Genomic DNA, 250 nt, shown 5'->3' with positions numbered 1-250 from the left:
ATAAAGTAAGCAATAGTTAGAATAGGTAAAGCCAACAACAGACGATTACGTATACTTTGCGGAATATTAAAGGCATCAACTACCGTTAAGCGCAGTGAACGAAATGCGGTGTCGCCTGAGGTAATAGGGAAAACAGCAACCGCAATAATTGCCATAATACCGCCAAATACACCTAAGTAACTATTTGCAATATGGTTTACAACTAAGCCTGGACCACCTTGATCAAGCATTGCTTTTAAACCAGCATAAC

Annotated in this window: 1 pseudogene; it reads right to left on the bottom strand. The window is 39.6% G+C overall.

The annotated features are described in order from the left end of the window. Nucleotides 1–250, bottom strand: a pseudogene (locus R2R70_RS22000) (carbon starvation protein A); the annotation flags it as partial.

This window comes from Cobetia sp. SIMBA_158 (assembly GCF_046566945.1).
Lineage (GTDB): Bacteria > Pseudomonadota > Gammaproteobacteria > Pseudomonadales > Halomonadaceae > Cobetia > Cobetia amphilecti.
Note: the sequence above shows the minus strand (reverse complement) of the source record. Positions and strands in the feature narration are given on the sequence as shown.